Source organism: Paenibacillus sp. FSL M7-0656 (assembly GCF_038003225.1).
Lineage (GTDB): Bacteria > Bacillota > Bacilli > Paenibacillales > Paenibacillaceae > Paenibacillus > Paenibacillus amylolyticus.
Genome location: NZ_JBBOOT010000001.1, coordinates 6,937,607 through 6,954,866 on the forward strand (window position 1 = coordinate 6,937,607; position 17,260 = coordinate 6,954,866).

Annotated in this window: 20 protein-coding genes; all 20 read left to right on the forward strand. The window is 46.3% G+C overall.

The window, feature by feature from the left end:
• Positions 1-49: 49 nt before the first annotated feature.
• The 20 genes from MHI01_RS30420 to aroC all read left to right on the forward strand — a co-directional run bounded on the left by MHI01_RS30420 (position 50) and on the right by aroC (position 17,259).
• Complete coding sequence (locus MHI01_RS30420) at positions 50-325, forward strand: stage VI sporulation protein F (RefSeq protein ID WP_017687687.1); 276 nt, start codon at positions 50-52, stop codon at positions 323-325.
• Positions 326-498: 173 nt separating this feature from the next.
• A complete protein-coding gene (locus MHI01_RS30425; protein ID WP_036607705.1) occupies positions 499-678 on the forward strand; it encodes a DUF2768 family protein in 180 nt (59 codons plus the stop codon).
• An 83-nt stretch (positions 679-761) separates the two neighbouring features.
• On the forward strand, positions 762-1,379 hold the full coding sequence (locus MHI01_RS30430) for a hypothetical protein (RefSeq protein ID WP_340984781.1): 618 nt from the start codon (positions 762-764) through the stop codon (positions 1,377-1,379).
• Positions 1,380-1,396: 17 nt separating this feature from the next.
• Positions 1,397-1,747 (forward strand): 2Fe-2S iron-sulfur cluster-binding protein, encoded by a 351-nt coding sequence (locus MHI01_RS30435; RefSeq protein WP_036607701.1) that lies wholly within the window; start codon positions 1,397-1,399, stop codon positions 1,745-1,747.
• Between the two features lie 46 nt (positions 1,748-1,793).
• Entirely contained in the window at positions 1,794-2,573 is a 780-nt protein-coding gene (locus MHI01_RS30440) for a hypothetical protein (protein ID WP_340984782.1), read from the forward strand.
• A gap of 452 nt (positions 2,574-3,025) precedes the next feature.
• Positions 3,026-4,504, forward strand: a complete 1,479-nt coding sequence (spoIVA, locus tag MHI01_RS30445) for a stage IV sporulation protein A (protein ID WP_017687692.1) — start codon at positions 3,026-3,028, stop codon at positions 4,502-4,504.
• Positions 4,505-4,721: 217 nt separating this feature from the next.
• Positions 4,722-5,819, forward strand: a complete 1,098-nt coding sequence (locus MHI01_RS30450; RefSeq protein WP_036672016.1) for a sugar ABC transporter substrate-binding protein — start codon at positions 4,722-4,724, stop codon at positions 5,817-5,819.
• A 112-nt stretch (positions 5,820-5,931) separates the two neighbouring features.
• Complete coding sequence (locus MHI01_RS30455; RefSeq protein WP_076250000.1) at positions 5,932-7,449, forward strand: sugar ABC transporter ATP-binding protein; 1,518 nt, start codon at positions 5,932-5,934, stop codon at positions 7,447-7,449.
• The gene (locus tag MHI01_RS30460) at positions 7,446-8,432 is read left to right on the forward strand and encodes an ABC transporter permease (RefSeq protein ID WP_017687695.1); all 987 of its coding nucleotides are present in this window, start codon (positions 7,446-7,448) and stop codon (positions 8,430-8,432) included. Before MHI01_RS30455 ends, MHI01_RS30460 begins: the two co-directional genes overlap by 4 nt.
• Positions 8,433-8,649: 217 nt before the next feature.
• A complete protein-coding gene (locus tag MHI01_RS30465) occupies positions 8,650-8,922 on the forward strand; it encodes an HU family DNA-binding protein (RefSeq protein ID WP_340984784.1) in 273 nt (90 codons plus the stop codon).
• A gap of 169 nt (positions 8,923-9,091) precedes the next feature.
• Positions 9,092-9,313, forward strand: a complete 222-nt coding sequence (mtrB, locus tag MHI01_RS30470) for a trp RNA-binding attenuation protein MtrB (protein ID WP_017687697.1) — start codon at positions 9,092-9,094, stop codon at positions 9,311-9,313.
• Positions 9,314-9,434: 121 nt separating this feature from the next.
• Positions 9,435-9,986 (forward strand): hypothetical protein, encoded by a 552-nt coding sequence (locus MHI01_RS30475; protein WP_017687698.1) that lies wholly within the window; start codon positions 9,435-9,437, stop codon positions 9,984-9,986.
• Between the two features lie 101 nt (positions 9,987-10,087).
• Positions 10,088-10,951 carry a heptaprenyl diphosphate synthase component 1 gene (locus tag MHI01_RS30480; RefSeq protein WP_340984785.1) on the forward strand — a complete coding sequence of 288 codons (864 nt, stop codon included), beginning with the start codon at positions 10,088-10,090 and terminating at the stop codon, positions 10,949-10,951.
• A gap of 15 nt (positions 10,952-10,966) precedes the next feature.
• Positions 10,967-11,695: a demethylmenaquinone methyltransferase gene (locus MHI01_RS30485; protein ID WP_036607690.1), complete on the forward strand. Its 729-nt coding sequence runs from the start codon at positions 10,967-10,969 to the stop codon at positions 11,693-11,695.
• Positions 11,688-12,554 carry a UbiA-like polyprenyltransferase gene (locus MHI01_RS30490; protein ID WP_047843561.1) on the forward strand — a complete coding sequence of 289 codons (867 nt, stop codon included), beginning with the start codon at positions 11,688-11,690 and terminating at the stop codon, positions 12,552-12,554. The genes MHI01_RS30485 and MHI01_RS30490 overlap by 8 nt, the downstream gene beginning before the upstream one ends.
• Positions 12,555-13,175: a UbiX family flavin prenyltransferase gene (locus MHI01_RS30495; RefSeq protein WP_017687702.1), complete on the forward strand. Its 621-nt coding sequence runs from the start codon at positions 12,555-12,557 to the stop codon at positions 13,173-13,175.
• A 343-nt stretch (positions 13,176-13,518) separates the two neighbouring features.
• Entirely contained in the window at positions 13,519-14,493 is a 975-nt protein-coding gene (locus tag MHI01_RS30500; RefSeq protein WP_017687703.1) for a polyprenyl synthetase family protein, read from the forward strand.
• Positions 14,494-14,647: 154 nt separating this feature from the next.
• The gene (gene ndk, locus MHI01_RS30505) at positions 14,648-15,091 is read left to right on the forward strand and encodes a nucleoside-diphosphate kinase (protein WP_017687704.1); all 444 of its coding nucleotides are present in this window, start codon (positions 14,648-14,650) and stop codon (positions 15,089-15,091) included.
• A gap of 25 nt (positions 15,092-15,116) precedes the next feature.
• Entirely contained in the window at positions 15,117-15,911 is a 795-nt protein-coding gene (locus tag MHI01_RS30510) for a CheR family methyltransferase (RefSeq protein WP_127549785.1), read from the forward strand.
• A gap of 178 nt (positions 15,912-16,089) precedes the next feature.
• Positions 16,090-17,259 carry a chorismate synthase gene (gene aroC, locus MHI01_RS30515; protein WP_017687707.1) on the forward strand — a complete coding sequence of 390 codons (1,170 nt, stop codon included), beginning with the start codon at positions 16,090-16,092 and terminating at the stop codon, positions 17,257-17,259.
• Position 17,260: the final 1 nt, after the last annotated feature.

Sequence of the window (17,260 nt, forward strand, 5' to 3'; positions counted from 1 at the left end):
TAGCAGACTCATACTATACACATGAGTATTGCCGGAGGAGGGGAGACGAATGGGTAACAACATTTCCAAAGATGCACTGAATGCAATCAACAAGAAAACGGGTAAAACGATAACGGAAGGTGCCGTTAAGAAATTGGCAAGCACGGTGAAACCAACGACGATTCAAAATGAAGCTCAGTTGCGCCAATTGATCAAACAAGTATCCGCCATGGCGAAAGTTCCGGTATCTGAGGATACGGTTAAGGATATTGTGAGTGCGGTCAAGAAAAGCGGATTGAATCCGAGCAGTATGGAATCGTTAATGAAAATGATGATGAAAAAATAATAGATCACACCTGCATGTGCAGGTGATCCAGTAAGACAAAAAGACGAGTCGGCTTCTGCCGGCTTGCTTTTTTGTCTTTTTTTTGGAAAGTTGAGCTGAATTTCGTGTTATAATGGTTGCAATTGTCACAGTGTCAGTGATGAATATCGGACTGAAGGGGAGACTGCTGGATTATGAGTGCAATGGACAAGATGTGGCTGTCATTGGTGGCCATCCTCATTATGGGACTATCTGTATTCCTGATTACGTTTGCTCGTGCCAAAACAAAAGGTATTGTACGGGGGATTCTTTCTCTGATTGCATTTTTGATTATGCTGATTGGCTTGTTCGGTGGAATCGCTTCTCTGACCTGATTTCCCATGCCTGAAGGATAACATCCGCATAAGCACATCATAAGAACTGACACAATGAACACGGATGAGGGGAGTGTGAGCCTATGGGGCCGCATGATACGGAGGGTCGGACAGAGCGTTATCCGGAATTACACGCGGCTTTGCTGGAAACGGCCAAAGCCTGGAACACACAGCCACAGACATGGTTACTTGGAGGAAGTTGTGGGTTGCTGCTTCAAGGAGTGGAGTTGCAACAGGCTCCGAGAGATATTGATATCTATGCGGATGTTGCTGCTGCTAAAGAACTTCACCGTAGCGCTCCAGGGGAAATGCTTGACGAGCCTACAGTGGACAAGACAGGACCGTATGCTTCTCTGCTGAGCCACTATCAGGTGGGTGAATGTGCGCTGGAACTGGTTGGTGGTTTCGAAATATGGGCTCGCAAAAGTTGGTACCGTATTGAGATTGAACATGTACTTGCTCCGCATGCACCAGTAGCACAAGTGGGTTCATATAGCCTGCGACTGATGCCGCTTGCGCATGAGCTTTTGTTTAATCTGCTACGAGGTCGTGAAGATCGTTATGTCCCCATTGCGAAACAGATGCGCGAGCAGCCAGATGCACATCAACCTATAATGATGCTGTTAAGTCAACAGAATGTCTGGACAAGCCGCTTCAGAGCCGAAGTGGAAGAGCTTGTTGGCTTTACATGGCCCCAGTAGGTTGAGGGAGGAAAATGATGGACTATAAAGTTACTTTTTTACCTATGAACAAATCGATAGCGCTCAAACCAGGGGCAACACTTCTGCATGCAGCACGACGTGCTGGAGTCAAGATTACGACCCGATGTGATGGCAAAGCGGCTTGCCTGATGTGCAAAGTGAACGTGGATGAAGAACATCGGACGGAACTGTATCCACCAACAGATGCAGAAAAGCGCAAGCTGGGTTCACTGTTGGAAGCAGGTACACGACTGTCCTGTCAGGCCAAGGTGTGTGGATCTCTATCGGTTCATGTTCCAGAGGACCCGCTGAAGGCAGCCATTCGGAAACAACTGGAACGTCAACAACAGGAAGACGACTGGTTCTGAGCGTTATGACATTGATTCTCTAATGAGTTATTCAAGGAGGACACGAATGATTAGGAACAAGCCAAAATGTGTGGAAGGAAGCGGACGGCAGCGTCTGAAACATCAGACGGGCGGTCTGCTGTTATTCCTGTTGTTTGCTTTTACAGCAAGTGGTTGTATGTATCCATCCCAGAGCAATTCAGACCCTAAGATAGCCTATCGGGAAAGCGTGAGCCGCATCCAGAGTGCGGTCGAGGCATTTCAGCAAGATGAGGGGATTTTGCCAATCATCAATGCAGATATGGAAACGCCAAAATATGAAAAGTTCAGAGTGGACCTGCCCAAGTTGAAACAACTGGGGTATCTGGATGAAATACCGGGGACTGCTTTTGAAAGTGGTGGGAGCGCTTACTTCCTTATTCAGGACGAAGAAGTGAATCCGACCATTAAAGTGATGGATCTTCTGACCGTACAGAAAGTAAACGATGTGCAACGAATGGTTAATCAATATAAGTCCGTACATAACAATAAGCTGCCAAGCGGGGAAGAACTGTATCCGGGGTTATATGTTGTGAATATGGAGCAGGCTGCTCAGGCAGGTACTCCTTCCATTACGCTGAATAGTGTATATTCAGGTCAGGCGTTACCGTTTATGATGGATGACGAAGGCAAGGTCTATGTAGATTATGCTTTTGATATTATGCAGGCAGTGGAAAAGTCTGACGTGTCTCCAGCAGAGACTGAAGATGTTCGGGATTTGCTGGTGGAACACTCCTACTTCGTACCTGTAAAATCGGTTTTCTACGCTTGGAAAAATAATGCGCCGGTTGCCCAGCCCATAAAATAAGCATGGTTGCAATTCAAATGATTTAGCTGTATGACCACCATGGCTCTAATGGTAAAAAGAGATATTCCAAATAAGGGATATCTCTTTTTTCTTTTGTCAGTATGAGCAATAACCGTCATAAAAGCTTCGCGGATCACATAAAGTAGATTGAAATAAAGACGCGCAGTCCGAGATCGGGGGATTCTCCTAATGTCATCACCTTAAGATAAAAAAACAAAAATACGCGTCATATTGCCGCATACGGATACATAAGATGATACTAGTCCAATTGCATGTACGAGTTAACGCCGCTCTCGCCGGTTTCATCAGAATGCAACGTTCGGCGGCGGACGACTTCCGGGCACTCACAAAGGCGGCTCTACCGTTGCAGGGATTTCAGTCTTCTGATTGAAAAAACGAAGCGGATGCTCTTTAGCATTTTTCCTTCGGAGTAATTTAGGGAGGGGATTTCATTGGAGAAAGTGGACATTTTTAAGGACATAGCTGAGCGGACCGGAGGGGATATTTATCTCGGGGTTGTCGGCGCAGTCCGGACGGGAAAATCAACATTTATTAAACGATTCATGGAAACGATCGTATTGCCTAACATCGCAAGCGAGGCTGATCGTGCCCGTGCAGTGGATGAACTTCCACAAAGTGCAGCAGGCAAAACCATCATGACAACCGAGCCAAAATTTGTACCGAATAACGCAGTCCAGATCAAGGTGGCAGAAGGACTTGATGTCAATGTGCGCCTTGTGGATTGTGTAGGTTACGCGGTGGAAGGAGCCAAGGGATACGAGGATGAGAATGGTCCACGCATGATCTCCACGCCTTGGTTCGAGGAACCAATTCCATTCCAGGAAGCCGCCGAAATTGGTACTCGCAAAGTCATTCAGGAGCATTCTACACTGGGTGTTGTGGTAACAACAGACGGCACAATCGCCGAAATCGCCCGCAGCTCCTATGTGGAATCTGAAGAACGGGTCATTGCGGAATTAAAAGAAGTGGGTAAACCGTTTGTCCTGGTCATCAACTCCACTCGGCCTCGTAGTGAAGAAGCCCTGCAATTGCGTAGTGAGCTTGCTGCCAAATACGACATTCCGGTGATGACACTCAGTGCAGCGACCATGACGGAAGATGATGTGACGGGTGTACTTCGTGAAGTGCTCTATGAGTTCCCTGTGCATGAAGTGAATGTAAACTTGCCGAGCTGGGTTATGGTACTCAATGAGACTCACTGGCTGCGTAGCAACTACGAAAATTCCGTACGGGATACCGTTAAGGACATTCGCAGACTTCGTGACGTGGATCGGGTTGTCGCACAGTTCATGGAATATGAATTCATTGATCGCGCAGGCCTGAGTGGCATGAATATGGGGCAAGGTGTAGCCGAAATTGACCTGTACGCGCCGGATGAACTGTATGATCAGATTCTCGTGGAAGTGGTTGGCATCGAGATTCGCGGTAAGGATCATCTGCTGCAATTGATGCAGGAATTCTCGCATGCGAAGAGAGAATACGACCGCTTCGCAGAAGCGCTGGAGATGGTCAAAACGACCGGATATGGCATTGCTGCTCCATCTCTCGCCGAGATGGCTCTGGATGAACCTGAGCTCATTCGTCAGGGCACCAAATTTGGCGTACGTCTGAAAGCAACGGCACCGTCCATTCACATGATCCGGGTTGATGTAGAATCTGAATTCGCACCAATTATCGGTACGGAGAAACAAAGTGAGGAACTGGTGAGATACCTGATGCAGGACTTCGAGAACGATCCGATCAAGGTATGGGATTCAGACATGTTTGGTCGTTCACTGCACTCCATTGTGCGAGAAGGTATCCAGGGCAAGATTGCCATGATGCCGGATAATGCAAGATACAAATTGCAAGAGACGCTGGGAAGAATCATTAACGAAGGTTCGGGCGGCTTGATCGCTATCATTCTGTAAGACATCAAAAGACCGTAAGGGGGCATCCCCTCGCGGTCTTTTTTACGTGATTTCTTTATTTTGGATGAAATGGATAGGAAGAATAGTACTTTCGAAAAAACTTAGCGAGTTTTAGCTTTAAATTGCTAAAACCCATTTACATACTAGGGATTAGCCGTTATATTAATATTCAACTATTGTGATCGAGATCACAGAGAGTGGACAGGGGGATACAGAGATGAAAAGAAAAGAGACTAAATGGGTATGGTTGAGTGTGTTATTAGTATTTACATTGGCGCTGTCCGCTTGCGGAATCAAAAAAGAACCGGCAGCCACTCCGGCTTCGGGTGCATCAGATGATACACCAAAAACGGAAGCAGTTACAGGCCCTCTAAGCGGCAAACGGATTGCACTTATTATGGAGTTTAATACAGGTACTTTCTCGCAGCAATATGTACAAGGTGTAAAAGAAGAAATCGAAAAATTCGGTGGAGAACTGACAACGTTTGTTGCCGATAATGACAAAGCAAAGATGGTATCCTTGCTTGATAGCGCTATTAACCAGAAGTTCGATGCCATTCTCACGGATCACGGTGATTCCCTATTAGAGCCAGGCGTGAAGAAGGCAGTAGAACAAAATATTCCAGTGGTCGTGTTTGACGCAGCTATCAGTGTTCCAGGAGCTACAGTCCTGTCGCAGGATGACCAGAAGATGGCTGAACTGACACTGGAGCAAATGAAAAAAGATATCAATGGACAAGGCAATATTGTCAAAGTATGGGTAGCTGGTTTCGCACCGATGGAACGCCGTCAGATTGCATACGGTGAATTCATGAAAGCAAATCCGGACATCAAGGAAATAGCTACATTCGGTTCTGCACAGAATCCGGCGCTGGATACACAAGCCAAAATGGAAGCTATTCTCAAGCAGTATCCAAAAGGTGAGATTACAGCTGTATGGACTGCATGGGATGAGTTCGCCAAAGGTGCAGCACGTGCCATTCAACAAGCTGGACGTGATGAGATCAAAGTGTATGGTATCGATATGAGTGACGAGGATCTGCAAATGATTCAGGACCCGAAAAATCCTTGGGTTGCTTCTGCGGCTGTGGATCCAACAGATATTGGTCGCGTCCAGGTACGTTATGCTTATCAGAAATTGAACGGGGACGAGACGGAAGATGCAGTTGTTCTTAACCCGGTCTATGTTCAACGCGAAGCTCTGCCGGATAAACAAATCTCCACTTCGGAGCTGTCTGAGTTCGTTGAAGGTTGGGGTGGCAGCACACAAGGAATCAAGGACTGGATGAGTGAATACGGAATTACTGCTAAATAAGCAGCGTAAGGGAAGCGCGCCGCAAGGCGCGCTTTTTCCACCATAATGAAGATGTGCAAGTCTGGATGAGAAATGGGATACTCCCGTATGGGAACGATTGGAGGTTAACATCATGAGCACTGCACCGATTCTGCTTCAAATGGAACATATCCACAAGCAGTTTTCAGGTATTCCTGCACTGAAGGATGTGGATTTCTCTGTAAAAGGTGGGGAGATTCATGCGCTGCTGGGTGCCAATGGTGCCGGTAAAAGCACGTTAATGAAAATTTTGTCCGGTGCCTATCCATTGGATCAGGGAACGATTCAGTTAAGTGGACAAGCGCTTCATTTGAGTTCTCCGGGAGACGCGAAGGCAAGTGGGATTCACTGTGTCTATCAGGAAGTGGATGCGGCACTGGTGCCACAGCTGACGGCTGCGGAGAACATTATGTTGGATCAGTTGGCTTCATCTGCTGGAGGTTGGTGGAAAAGTCCACGGAAGCTGCAACAGCGCGCGGTTGAGGCATTGAAGCAATTAGGGGCGGACATATCCGTTCACCAAAAAGTGGCCGATCTGACACTTGCAGAAAAACAGATGATTTTGCTGGCACGGATTTTGATTCAGGATGCCAAGGTCATCATTTTTGACGAGCCTACTGCACCGCTGAGTCAGGAAGAAACGGATGCATTTTTCCGTATTGTACATCTGCTGAAGGAGCGGGGCGTAGCCTGCATTTTCATTACCCATCGTCTTGCGGAAGTGACGGGTCACTGTGATCGCGTTACGGTTATGAGAGATGGACAACATGTATTTACTGGTGAAGCAAAGGGACTGACGATCAATGATTTGGTTACTCAGATGTTAGGCAAACCATTTGAAGAAGAATTTCCAAAGACGGAAGCGCCCGTGGGGGAACTGCTTTTGGAGGCGCGTGGGCTTCGTCGTGGAGTGAAGGTTAAAGGTGTTAACCTCTCTGTAAGCCGAGGTGAAGTCCTCGCTGTGGTGGGTCTGGTAGGCGCGGGTAAAACGGAAAGCTCTCGTTTGCTGATTGGTGCAGATCGGCTGGAGGGAGGCGAGATCCGGCTTAACAACCGTAATCTCCGCCTATCTCAGCCTGCGGATGCGGCGGCTCTGGGGATTGTTTCTGTACCGGAGGAGCGGCGTAAACAAGGAATCCTGATTCAGGAGAACGTGGAACGAAATTTAAGTCTACCTTTGCTAAGTCGTCTTAGTACATTAGGTTTCGTAAGCCGTAAGAGGGAACGTCTAAACGCAGAGTCATTGGTGAAACAGCTTGGAATTAAAACATCGTCCGTGAAACAGGAAGTGAAATATCTAAGCGGTGGTAACCAGCAAAAGGTAGCCATTGGTAAATGGCTTAATGCGGATGCGGATGTATTTATATTTGATGAGCCAACCAAAGGCGTAGATATTGGGGCAAAAAGTGACATTTTCCGCATCATTAATGAACTGGCTTTGGCGGGCAAGGGTGTAATCTATTTCACCTGTGAACTGGATGAAGGCATGGGAATTGGTGACCGAATCGCTGTCATGTGCGAAGGTGTTATCGTAAAAGAGTTCAAACGAGGCGAGACTAACCAAGAACAGCTGCTATACTATGCAAGCGGTGGACAAGAGGTGCAATCATGAAGGATAAATCACTGGATTTTGCGTTCCGTTACGGGGCGATTATAGTCATAATAGGTGTTATCGCATTTTTCGGCATTAAATTGCCTTATTTCTTTACGTACAGTAACTTGACCGATATTTTGGGCTCGATCTCTATCGTTACTTTTGTAGCGATCGGTGTTACGTTATCTCTCATTGTTGATGGATTCGATCTCTCGGTTGGGGCGACTGTCTCATTAACTACCGTCGTTACTGCTTCGTTAATGATTTGGTATCAACAACCACTGGCAATTGTAATTATTGTGCCACTAATCATTGGCGCTGTTATTGGTTTACTTAACGCTTTGCTCATTGTAAAATTGCGTATTCCGGATTTGCTCGCCACCCTTGCCACGATGTACATTATCGGAGGTATTCACAAAACGTATGCACAGGGATATACCATTTACAATCACATGCAGTTCCCTGATGGGAGCAAAGCTGCGGGAGAGATGGACCCGACATTCCTGCTAATAGGGCAGGGTAAATGGCTTGGTATGCCGATATCGGTTATCATGCTACTTATTGCGGTAATAGGTGTGCATATCTTTTTGACGTATACGAAATATGGGCGCCAGATGTACATTACAGGTGGTAATGAGGAAGCTGCACGGTTGTCTGGAATCAAGGTGAAAAAGGTGCGTACACTCGCCTATGTAGCCGCTGGAGTGTTTGCAGCAATCGGGGGTATCATCTATGCCTCCAAAGTAGGATCTGGGCAAATTGATGCGGGATCACCGTTGTTAATGGAATCCGTAGCTGCAGTATTTGTCGGTTTCTCTGTGTTTGGTGCGGGTAAACCAAATGTCATCGGAACCTTCATTGGTTCGGTTCTGATTGGTGTACTTGTGAACGGTTTAACAATGATGAACGTACAGTATTTCACACATGATATTGTAAAAGGTGGGGTTCTCGTGCTTGCCCTGGCGGTTACATTTTACGTCTTAAACCGCAACCGGACTTGAAATTGTGGGCTGTCTGTATTAGTATGAAATTTGTTCGGCGTCTGAAATGCCCGTGGTTTCAGACGACATTCTGCCGAAAATGACTGTTGACCGCAGGCGGAGATTTGTGTTCAGCGCTCAAGATGTACGTAGATTTTTTGCGTATGAACGTATATTTCGCTATAAAACGGAAACACAGTATAACATTCAGGACATTGATACAGGAGGTGAAAAACAAATGAACAAATCAGACTTGATTACACACGTATCTGAAGCGACTGAATTGTCCAAGAAAGATGTAACGAAAGCGGTTGATGCCGTATTCGATGCAATCTCTGAGGCTCTTCAAAGCGGAGATAAAGTACAATTGGTTGGTTTTGGGAACTTCGAAGTTCGCGAGCGCTCTGCACGTAAAGGACGCAACCCGCAAACAGGTGAAGAAATCGAAATTCCTGCGAGCAAAATTCCTGCATTCAAACCAGGTAAAGCGCTCAAAGACGGAATTAAATAAGATTTCTACATATTCCATATGTCGACAAAAAGACCGTGACTTGTTCACGGCCTTTTCTTTTGCCCTTTAACGATGATTCTTGCGGTTCATTCGTATAAGGCGCAGGTTGACAAATGAAACAATCTTAATCATCATTAACGCTATCGAACTAAAGAAGGGGACATGCGTGATGGATCATCCAACCGGCAATGATTATATTGTAATTAAGGCAGAGGAAAATGGTGTCCAGGTGATCGGATTAACCCGAGGTCAGGATACACGTTTTCACCACACCGAGAAATTGGACAAGGGTGAAGTGATGTTTGCCCAATTTACCACCCATACTTCAGCTATTAAAATCCGGGGCAAAGCCACGCTGATTACCAAGCATGGACAGATTGAATCGGAGTAATGGACAGATTGAATACATTCAAATGAAGATTGCAGGCATAGCCTGCTTTTTTTCATTGTACAATGAGGTATGAGCCTTTACCGGACAGACTACACTAACAGGTAAAGGCAGGGAGGCGTATATGAAACCGCGGATGATTGTTACTGCTTCAATGCTGGCAACGGTTGCGGCGGTCTTTCTGCTTGTTGCGATACAAACCTTACATATGCGTACATGGGGCGGGGACAACGTACAGCCTGCCTCTGCATCACATCATCCAGTTCAGCTAACGAATGACAATCTGGTTGATGTGCTAAGCTCCATGCAACTATCAACTCCCATTGCAAGAGTGGAATGGAAGCAGTCCATTTTGAGACTGGACCTCAAAGTTAAAGGAACGGGTACAAGTTACACTGAAATCTATGAGAACATGGCAGCTGTGGCGGATCTTGGCTTTCGGAGTCTGGATAACGTGGATCAGGTGCTGTTGCGTGTGATGGCAGAAGATGAATGGATGCATAAACGACATCTGTTACTTGCTGCTGATATTCGGCGTGGAGAGTGGCCTCTGTATGCGATTGAAACATTACGGAACTGGAAAAGTGCGGCCTTTTCAGATGAATTGAAGGACTGGTTTCATTTGATGGAGACCGAACTCTGGAAGAAGCAATTCGAAATGACAAGTCAGGGGTAATAGAATAGCAGGATTCAGTGCGTGCCCGTTCAACATATGCTATAATATATAAGATTGTAGTGCAGAAAAGGTTTAACAATGTTAAGGCTCGGAGGCTGAGAATGAATTCATATCGCGTACCCCAACTAGCAAAGAAATATACGGATTACGACATGATTCGACAACATACGGAAATCCCATCATTTCCGGATAGCCGAGCACGTCTGTTGCAGGTATTTGTGGGCCGCACAGACGAAAAGGTGCATCAAGAGTTATATGCTCTTGCAACTTCGCTCGTTCAGTTGGCCATGGATACGCATGATCGAATCGATACCATTTCCGGTGAGCGGAAAGAGCAAGAGATGCGTTCACGTCAGTTGAATGTACTCGCCGGGGATTATTTAAGTAGCCGTTTTTATCAATTGCTTGCCCAAGCGGGCAGAATTGAAATGATTGGCAAACTCAGTGGTGCTGTATCCGGAGTGAACGCACGCAAGATGACGCTGTATGAACGGATGAAGAAGCTTCTCGTTTCGGCTGACGAATACTTGCGTGAAACGGTACAGCTGAGAATGCAGCTGTTTCTTTCATTTACAGGCATGATTCAACATAACGAAGAGTCTTTATGGAACAGCCTGTTGACCGAATTCAGCTCCTGCGAAACGATCGTGGAAGAACTGAAGCGGATGAATGACGCAAAACGATATCTTCACAGCTATGCATATTGGCACATATACGAGCATGGTAATGACGATGAGCGCAAAGTGTTGCGTCAGTCTGAATTGGATGCACGTGCATGGAACGCTATGGTGCTGAAGCATAGGGTTGGCGAGGTTTTGCTGGACAAGCTTCGCGAGTGTACACACCGCATTCAACTGTTGTTGCAAGATGAGGAAGGGCGGATGGGCTTGCATGAGATACATGCAATTCTAGAGCCTTACTTGGCATATTTGCAGCCTTCACATGCGGCAGTAAGGGAAGATTGAGGGGGAGACAGACGAATGGGGAGCGGAGAGACCAAACCGAAAGAAGAATATGTCCATTCGGTTTTTCAGAGTATAGCCGGAAAATATGATGTCATGAATGATATCCTAAGTTTCCGGAGGCATAAGGCTTGGCGTAAATTCACCATGAAAAAGATGAATATGTCCAAAGGCGATACCGGTCTTGATTTGTGCTGCGGCACATGTGACTGGACGCTTGCTATGGCAGAGGCAAGTGAAACGGGGCACATGCACGGACTTGATTTCAGTAGCAACATGCTGGAGGTCGGCCAGACAAAGATCAATGCGGTGCAACGTCAAAAACAGATTACCCTGACACAGGGAAATGCCATGTCACTTCCTTTTGAAGACAATTCGTTTGATTATGTGACGATCGGGTTTGGGTTGCGTAATGTACCTGATCTCAGACAAGTGTTGTCTGAAATGAAACGTGTGGTCAAACCGGGTGGTATGGTTGTGTGCCTGGAATTGTCCAAGCCAACATGGCAGCCGTTCAAAGGCATTTATTATTTTTATTTTGAGAAGGTTTTACCGAATCTTGCCAAAGTGTTTGCTAAAAGTTTTGAGCAGTACAAATGGCTACCGGACTCACTGGCCATTTTCCCGGGAAGGCAGGAACTGGCAGACATTTTTGCAGAAACTGGATTACAACAAGTGCAGGCCTACCCTCTGACCGGAGGTATCGCGGCACTGCATATTGGAACCAAGGAGAATCAGCATGTTTAGGAAAATTCGCATCTTTTTAGAAATGATCAAGATTGAACACACGCTTTTTGCTTTACCTTTTGCATTTATGGGGGCGATCCTCGGCTCCATGGTAGTGAATGATACCTTCCCAAGCTGGATGCAGATTATGTGGGTATTGCTTGCGATGGTCGGCGCACGTAGTGCGGCTTTTGGTTTGAACCGAATTATCGACCAAGCGATTGATAGCAAAAACCCGCGTACCGCGATGAGAGCCATCCCGGCAGGACTGTTGAAAAATGGGGAAGTTGTTATATTTGTCATTATCTCATTTATATTGTTATTCTGGGCCTCATCCAATCTTAATGTATTATCGATGCAGCTGTTACCTATTGCTGTGTTTATGTTGGTACTGTATTCGTACACCAAACGATTCACATGGTTATGCCACATTGTTCTCGGAATGACGATTGGTTTGGCACCACTTGGTGGCTGGGTAGCTGTAACAGGAACGATGGATTGGACAGCGATTGTGCTGTACGTTACGATTGTGTTCTGGACCGCGGGCTTTGATATTATCTATGCATGTCAGGATCTGGAATTCGATCAGGGAGAGGGTCTTCACTCCATACCTTCCCGTTTTGGCCTGGTTAAATCCTTGCAGATCGCTAAGTTCTTCCATGTGATTACTGCAATTGGTTTTCTTGCGTTATTGTTGATGACAGATCTGAGCTGGTGGTATGGCGCAGGCATGTTGGTGACGTATGGAATTCTATTCTATCAACACTATATTGTATCGCCTAATGATATGAGCCGTGTTCAAACGGCGTTTTTTACCATGAACAGTTTGCTTAGTTTAATTGTATTTACGTTCACTCTGATTGATCTGGCGGTGAAATAAATGGTGCAGCAGCCGGACAATAAACGACTGGTTGTCGGAATTACCGGAGCGAGTGGCAGCATATATGGCATTCGATTAATTGAAACGCTGCTTGATTTGGAATATAACGTTCATCTGGTCATATCCAATGCAGGGTGGCGTGTACTGAAAGAAGAATTGGACTGGGATGTGACGAATCGGGACGCGGTGCTGGAAGAAAAATTCGGCAACCGTGCCGGTTCTCTGATCTATCATCCTGTGAGTGATATAGGGGCCTCCATTGCAAGTGGTTCTTATCTGGCCGACGGCATGATTATCATGCCATGTTCCATGGGAACTCTTTCGTCCATCGCGCAGGGATCGTCGGATAATCTGATGTCTCGCGCAGCCGATGTTATGATGAAAGAGGGAAGAACATTGATCCTCGTACCACGTGAGACGCCTCTTCATGCAATCCATCTGGAGAACATGCTGAAGCTTTCTCGTCTTGGTGTACGAATGATACCGGCTATGCCTGCTTTTTATTACAAACCTCAGACTATGGATGAGTTGATTCTGTTTTTGGTGGGGAAAGTGCTGGATAGCTTGCGCATCCCACATCAACTGTTTACAAGATGGGGAGAACCGGATGAACGGGGATAACGACTGAGTTCGATACAAGGCTGTTTTTTGCCAAAGTGTTGCTCGGTTTATTTGTCCCCCGAATCCCGGGGTATTGGTGAGCACTGATGGTGAGTCTTCATGAACCACAGTCTTGACCCATGCTCCGGCAACTTCTGTATTTTGTTTCAGAACAAGTCGCAGAGTTTAATTTTCGGGTGTCGGCTATGACATTCGGAGAAGAAAAACACGTTAGATTACCTTATAGAACAACACAAGCAAGAACGGTAAGCCGGGTTTTTCGTAATGCCTGCAGGCCCGACTTGCTGGAGGGGAAGGTAAGCATGAATTTATGGACTGACAATACGCTGATACGGGTGAACGAATGAAACTATTGGATATTTTCGGGTTGTTAAAAAAGGACATGGATTACATTGAGAAAGAGTTGTATCGCAGTGTTCGAGGAGAACAGAAGCTGCTGAGTGAAACGTCACTTCATTTGCTCAAAGCAGGAGGAAAACGGTTGCGGCCCGTTTTTGTGTTACTTGGTGGGAAATTTGGTACATACGACATTGAACGTCTGAAGCTGGTTGCGGTTCCGCTGGAACTCATTCATTCGGCATCCCTCGTTCACGATGATGTCATTGATAATGCGGAGACACGCCGAGGCAAACCCACGGTGAAGTCAAAATGGGATAACCGGATTGCCATGTACACTGGAGACTATATCTACGGTAAGGCACTTGAAATGACTGCCGGATTATCCGATCCAGCGATTCATCGTATCCTTGCCAAAGCTATGGTACAGATGTCCATTGGTGAGATGGAGCAAATTCGCGACTTTTTCAATACGGGACAAAGTGTTCGTAACTATCTGCTACGTATTCGCCGCAAAACAGCACTTCTGATTGCAGTTAGTTGTCAGTTAGGGGCATTGGCTACACGTGCGCCTGAGCATGTATCTTCCCTGCTGTATACGTACGGATACAATGTGGGGATGGCTTTCCAGATTCAAGATGATGTACTTGATCTGGTAGGTACCGAGAAACAACTTGGCAAGCCACCTGGCAGTGACATGAAGCAAGGAAATATCACTCTTCCTGTACTTTATGCCTTAGAAGAATCCGATCTGCGGGAACCTTTGCTTAAGGAGATTTCCCGTGTCCAGCATGAAGAAGGACGGGCAAGTGCATCGGATGCAATTGGAATGATTCGACAAAGTCAAGGAATTGCTAAAGCTGAAGCCCTTGCTGACCGATATATGAAGAAAGCGCTCGATGCTCTCGATCAGCTACCTAACATCAAGACGACCAAAAACCTGCGTGATATCGCTCATTTTGTGGTTAAACGTACACATTAAACAATGTATGACCTTCGACTCTCAGATTACTCATACCCAAAGATGAACAGAACTGTGAGATTCCTCATTGGGAGGATTTGGACATGTATGTTACAATCATAGGGATTGCGTTTACATAGTGATTAACTTTGAACCGTGAGTGAGGAGTGAGCTGATGGATCGTACATTTTTGATGGTGAAGCCGGATGGTGTGCAGCGTGGATTGATCGGTCGAATTATTAGCCGTCTGGAAGACAAAGGATTTAAGTTGGTGGCAGGCAAATTGGTGCAGATGTCTGAGGATCAGGCAAAACGCCATTATGCTGAACATGAGGGCAAACCGTTTTTCGATGATCTGGTTCGTTTTATCACATCGGGGCCTGTATTTGCCATGGTGTGGGAAGGCGACGATATTGTAGCGCTTGCGCGAATCGTCATCGGAAAAACCAATGTGAAGGAAGCAGCTCCGGGTACCATTCGCGGAGACTTCGCCAGCCACACACCACATAATCTGATTCATGGGGCAGATTCACCGGAAAGTGCTTCCCGTGAAGCAGCAAATTTCTTTGCTTCAGATGAACTGGTGGTATACGACAAGAGCATCGCAGCCTGGTTGTAATTATTAGCCAAAAGGGTGATACACGATGCTGGAGCAAGAACAACTACTAGACCCGGATTACACCGGATTCATTCGTAAAATCAAAGAGAGCACAGGCATTGATCTTGCTCAATACAAGGAAGGCCAGATGAAAAGAAGGCTGACCACACTTCGCAACAAAAACGGGTTTCATACATTTTCTAACTTTTTTGAAGCTATGCAGAAAGATAAATCATTGTTTTACGAATTCCTTGATCGTATGACGATTAACGTGTCGGAATTCTGGCGTAATCCCAATCGTTGGGAAGTGCTACGGGACGAGATCATGCCTGAGCTGCTGGGGTCCAAGCGTCGTGCTAAAGTTTGGAGTGCGGCCTGTTCAACAGGTGAAGAACCTTACACACTTGCCATGATTCTGGACACGATGGGCATTTTGAAGGACAGCTCCATTACGGCAAGTGATCTGGATGAAGGTGCATTGGCCAAAGCCAAGGAAGGGCGTTATATGGAACGCTCGCTTAAGGATGTGCCAAAGGAAACGGCGAACCGTTACTTCAAGCAGGATGGCTTGGTATACCGTATTGATGAGCAACTCAAAAATTCGATCAAGTTCATGAAACAAAATTTGCTGGTGGACCGTTTTGACGATGGTTACGATCTGATTGTGTGCCGAAATGTCATGATCTATTTTACCGAGGAAGCCAAAAACCTGTTGTATCACAAATTTGCAGCAAGTTTGCGTCCAGGCGGTATTTTGTTTGTGGGTAGTACGGAGCAGATCTTCTCCCCGGGACAATATGGTCTGGAGACAGCAGAGACATTCTTCTATCGGAAAAAATAATGATAATGGTTGTTCAGCCGTCTGAAGCACATGTACATGTGTTCAGGCGGTTATTTGTATACCAAGTACAAGAAAGAGCCGACTTTCTTGTCAAAGCCGGTCAGCTATACTATAATAAGCAAAGAAATTATGGGATTTTAGCAATGTGAAGTTTAACAGTTTAAAGGGGGAACGTATTATGAGTTTACGCTATTTAACCGCAGGGGAGACGCACGGACCCCAATTGACCGCTATTATTGAAGGATTGCCAAGTAATTTGACAATTGATTTTGAAGAACTGAATTTCCAGCTTCACCGCCGCCAAAAGGGATATGGCCGTGGACGCCGGATGCAGATCGAGAAGGATCAGGCGAATTTCGTTGGTGGTATCCGTCACGGATATACAACAGGTGCTCCGGTAGCGCTGGTTGTTCAAAATAACGACTGGAAACATTGGCAGAATATTATGAATATTGAGCCGATTGAAGGCAGTGACGAAGAGAAACGTCGCGTTCATCGTCCACGTCCCGGACACGCTGATCTGAACGGTGGGCTCAAGTATAATCTTAAAGACTTGCGTAACGTACTGGAGCGCTCCAGTGCACGTGAGACAACGGTACGTGTGGCATGTGGTGCCATTGCACGTCAATTCCTGGCTGAATTCGGAATCAAGGTAGCTGGACGTGTACTTCGCATTGGAGAGATCGAAGCTCCATATCAGGACCTTCCGATTGATGAACTGATCGCAGTAACAGAAGCTTCCTCTGTACGTGTTACGGATGCTGAGACAGAGAAGAAGATGGAAGCCTACATCGACCAGATTAAACAAGAAGGCGATTCCATCGGAGGAATAGTGGAATGTATCGTTGAAGGTGTACCTATTGGTCTTGGTAGTTATGTTCAATACGATCGCAAACTGGATGCACGAATCGCTCAAGGCGTAATGTCCATTAATGCATTCAAAGGTGTAGAGATTGGTATCGGATTCGAAGCCGGAGTCATTCGAGGATCACAGGTGCATGATGAAATCATGCATACGGATGAGCGCGGCTACCACCGGGCAACCAACCGTTTGGGTGGATTCGAAGGTGGTATGACAAACGGTATGCCAGTCGTTGTACGTGGTGTGATGAAGCCGATCCCAACGTTGTATAAGCCACTGCAAAGTGTCGATATCGATACAAAAGAAGCATTTACGGCTCAGGTTGAGCGCTCGGACGCTTGTGCTGTACCAGCAGCGAGTGTGGTTATGGAGCATGTTGTAGCGTGGGAAATTGCCAAAGCATTCCTGGAGAAATTCGGCGGGGATTCCATGGAAGAGATCCGTGCCAATGTTGCTAGTTATAACGCTCAACTGGAGAATTACTAAT

Excerpts from the sequence above, each read along its gene's own strand:
- MHI01_RS30450 (WP_036672016.1), top strand. The coding sequence starts at position 4,722 with ATGAAAAGAAAAGAGACTAAATGGGTATGGTTGAGTGTGTTATTAGTA.
- MHI01_RS30465 (WP_340984784.1), top strand. The coding sequence starts at position 8,650 with ATGAACAAATCAGACTTGATTACACACGTATCTGAAGCGACTGAATTG.
- MHI01_RS30430 (WP_340984781.1), top strand. The coding sequence starts at position 762 with ATGGGGCCGCATGATACGGAGGGTCGGACAGAGCGTTATCCGGAATTA.
- MHI01_RS30455 (WP_076250000.1), top strand. The coding sequence starts at position 5,932 with ATGAGCACTGCACCGATTCTGCTTCAAATGGAACATATCCACAAGCAG.
- MHI01_RS30500 (WP_017687703.1), top strand. The coding sequence starts at position 13,519 with ATGAAACTATTGGATATTTTCGGGTTGTTAAAAAAGGACATGGATTAC.
- MHI01_RS30425 (WP_036607705.1), top strand. The coding sequence starts at position 499 with ATGAGTGCAATGGACAAGATGTGGCTGTCATTGGTGGCCATCCTCATT.
- mtrB (WP_017687697.1), top strand. The coding sequence starts at position 9,092 with ATGGATCATCCAACCGGCAATGATTATATTGTAATTAAGGCAGAGGAA.
- MHI01_RS30420 (WP_017687687.1), top strand. The coding sequence starts at position 50 with ATGGGTAACAACATTTCCAAAGATGCACTGAATGCAATCAACAAGAAA.
- MHI01_RS30490 (WP_047843561.1), top strand. The coding sequence starts at position 11,688 with ATGTTTAGGAAAATTCGCATCTTTTTAGAAATGATCAAGATTGAACAC.
- MHI01_RS30435 (WP_036607701.1), top strand. The coding sequence starts at position 1,397 with ATGGACTATAAAGTTACTTTTTTACCTATGAACAAATCGATAGCGCTC.
- MHI01_RS30460 (WP_017687695.1), top strand. The coding sequence starts at position 7,446 with ATGAAGGATAAATCACTGGATTTTGCGTTCCGTTACGGGGCGATTATA.
- MHI01_RS30440 (WP_340984782.1), top strand. The coding sequence starts at position 1,794 with ATGATTAGGAACAAGCCAAAATGTGTGGAAGGAAGCGGACGGCAGCGT.
- aroC (WP_017687707.1), top strand. The coding sequence starts at position 16,090 with ATGAGTTTACGCTATTTAACCGCAGGGGAGACGCACGGACCCCAATTG.
- MHI01_RS30475 (WP_017687698.1), top strand. The coding sequence starts at position 9,435 with ATGAAACCGCGGATGATTGTTACTGCTTCAATGCTGGCAACGGTTGCG.
- MHI01_RS30510 (WP_127549785.1), top strand. The coding sequence starts at position 15,117 with ATGCTGGAGCAAGAACAACTACTAGACCCGGATTACACCGGATTCATT.
- ndk (WP_017687704.1), top strand. The coding sequence starts at position 14,648 with ATGGATCGTACATTTTTGATGGTGAAGCCGGATGGTGTGCAGCGTGGA.
- MHI01_RS30485 (WP_036607690.1), top strand. The coding sequence starts at position 10,967 with ATGGGGAGCGGAGAGACCAAACCGAAAGAAGAATATGTCCATTCGGTT.
- MHI01_RS30495 (WP_017687702.1), top strand. The coding sequence starts at position 12,555 with ATGGTGCAGCAGCCGGACAATAAACGACTGGTTGTCGGAATTACCGGA.
- MHI01_RS30480 (WP_340984785.1), top strand. The coding sequence starts at position 10,088 with ATGAATTCATATCGCGTACCCCAACTAGCAAAGAAATATACGGATTAC.